Origin of the sequence: Photorhabdus stackebrandtii (assembly GCF_011189495.1) — a bacterium.
GTDB classification, from domain to species: Bacteria; Pseudomonadota; Gammaproteobacteria; order Enterobacterales; family Enterobacteriaceae; genus Photorhabdus; species Photorhabdus khanii.
On sequence record NZ_PUJV01000098.1, the window covers coordinates 1 to 1,913 of the forward strand.

2 protein-coding genes are annotated in these 1,913 nt (G+C 49.3%); one reads left to right on the forward strand and one right to left on the reverse strand.

What is annotated here, in order from left to right:
* Nucleotides 1–22: 22 nt before the first annotated feature.
* The gene (locus tag C5470_RS22575; RefSeq protein ID WP_131818765.1) at nucleotides 23–358 is read right to left on the reverse strand and encodes a hypothetical protein; all 336 of its coding nucleotides are present in this window, start codon (nucleotides 356–358) and stop codon (nucleotides 23–25) included.
* A 122-nt stretch (nucleotides 359–480) separates the two neighbouring features.
* Here C5470_RS22575 and ltrA point away from each other — a divergent pair, with 122 nt between their 5' ends.
* Entirely contained in the window at nucleotides 481–1,812 is a 1,332-nt protein-coding gene (ltrA, locus tag C5470_RS21685) for a group II intron reverse transcriptase/maturase (protein ID WP_166291861.1), read from the forward strand.
* The last annotated feature ends 101 nt before the right edge of the window (nucleotides 1,813–1,913 follow it).

The window sequence follows — 1,913 nt, forward strand, 5'->3', positions numbered from 1 at the left end:
CGTGCGCTGTGAAAAGCTGCATTTATCTTGCAGGTGAAAGTCCTGCTCCGGAAGGCATAGCCAGTGCCACCGGATAGCGAGTCTTGCGCCGTCCTGGGTAACTTGGAGGGTGAAGCGTAGACAGCGAAGCATTCGAGCCGAAACCAAAGGGTGAACGTGATACCCCCGAAATGGAACTAATTGTGGGAGCCGACAGGTTGGAGCACCTGGCAGGCAACAGGTTACCGGAGGCCATACTGGCAAATTGCCAAAGGAAACCAACCACCGGGGGCGCAGGCGTCAGCGAGTTTGCAGAGATGAATGACGGAACACAGGAGATCCGGAGGGTTCCCTGAGGAACTGGGTATCTGTGGCACAAGTGCCAAACACAAGGCCACAGAAATGGCTTTCCGGAAGTCGGAGTCAGCCATAGTAGTAATGAAGCGAGTAATGACCGTGGAGCGAAGGGCTGGCAGACAGATCGAACGTAAGAGGGCAACAATGACCGTACACAGCAACGACGGACTATCATGGTTAACAAAACTTGAGCGTATAGGCGAGAAATCAGCAGGTAACAAACAACGGGTGTTCAATAACTTGGGGCACCTGTTAAACAGTGACATGCTTAAAGGGCAATTCCTGCGGCTTGACGGGAGTAAAGCTGTGGGTATTGATCGCATGACAAAAGCCGCTTACGGTGAACACCTTGATGAGAATATTCATAATCTCATTTTGCGAATACGCAGAGGGACGTACCACCCGAAAGCCGCCAGAGTCACCGAGATCCCAAAAGAAGACGGCAGTAAACGACCTTTAGCGATTTCGTGCACAGAGGACAAACTTATCCAGCTTGCGGTCAGTGATATCCTCAGCCGGATCTATGAACCGATGTTTATGCCTAGCTCTTACGGTTTTCGGCCGGGATTAAATTGTCATGCGGCATTAAAGACGCTACAGCAGCAAACACTCCGTAACTGGAATGGTGCCGTAGTGGAAATTGACATCCGAAAGTATTTCAACATGATACCTCATGATGAGCTGATGAATTTACTTCGGAAGAAAATATCAGATCGCCGTTTCCTCAGATTGATCGAGGTATTAATCACGGCGCCCGTCATAGTGGGTAAAGAGACATCCAGCAATGTGCGTGGGTGTCCGCAAGGTTCAATCCTGTCGCCGGTGCTGGCCAATATCTACCTGCATCATGTGATAGACGAATGGTTTGATGAAATCAGCCGTTCCTATATACATGGACGGGCAGAGATGGTGAGGTATGCTGATGACATGGTGTTTACTTTCCAGTATCCCAGTGAAGCTAAACGTTTCTACAAGGTATTACCTAAGAGACTGAATAAGTACGGCTTGGAGTTGCATGAAGACAAATCGCAATTAATTCCTGCGGGTCACATTGCAGCAATGCGAGCTAACCAGTCAGGAAAACGCTTGCCAACGTTCAATTTTCTGGGATTTACCTGCTATTGGGGGAAAACGCGAAAGGGTTTCTGGCGACTGAAATTTACCAGCCGAAAAGACCGTTTCGCCGCTAAATTGAAGGGACTCAGGGACTTTCTATGGAAGAATCTGAGTACCGACAAACGGCAAATCCTGAATACCGTCATCAGAGTGATCAGAGGCTGGATAAACTATCACGGCATATCTGATAACCAGAGACGAGTTGGGCAGTTTATCTACCAAAGTATGCGAATAATCTATAGATGGTTCAACCGTAAAGGGGGTCGTCGCCGACTGACGTGGAAAAAGCTGAATCTGATCTTGAAAATGCTGGGTTATCCAACGAAATGGAAAACCCGATCAATACTCTGGACTCGCTGAATATGTGTGGGGACACTGATCTGTCGGGAGCCGGATGCGGTAGTTCCGCACGTCCGGTTCTGAGGAGGGGCCCGTCTGGGTAACCGGCGGGTCTACTCAAC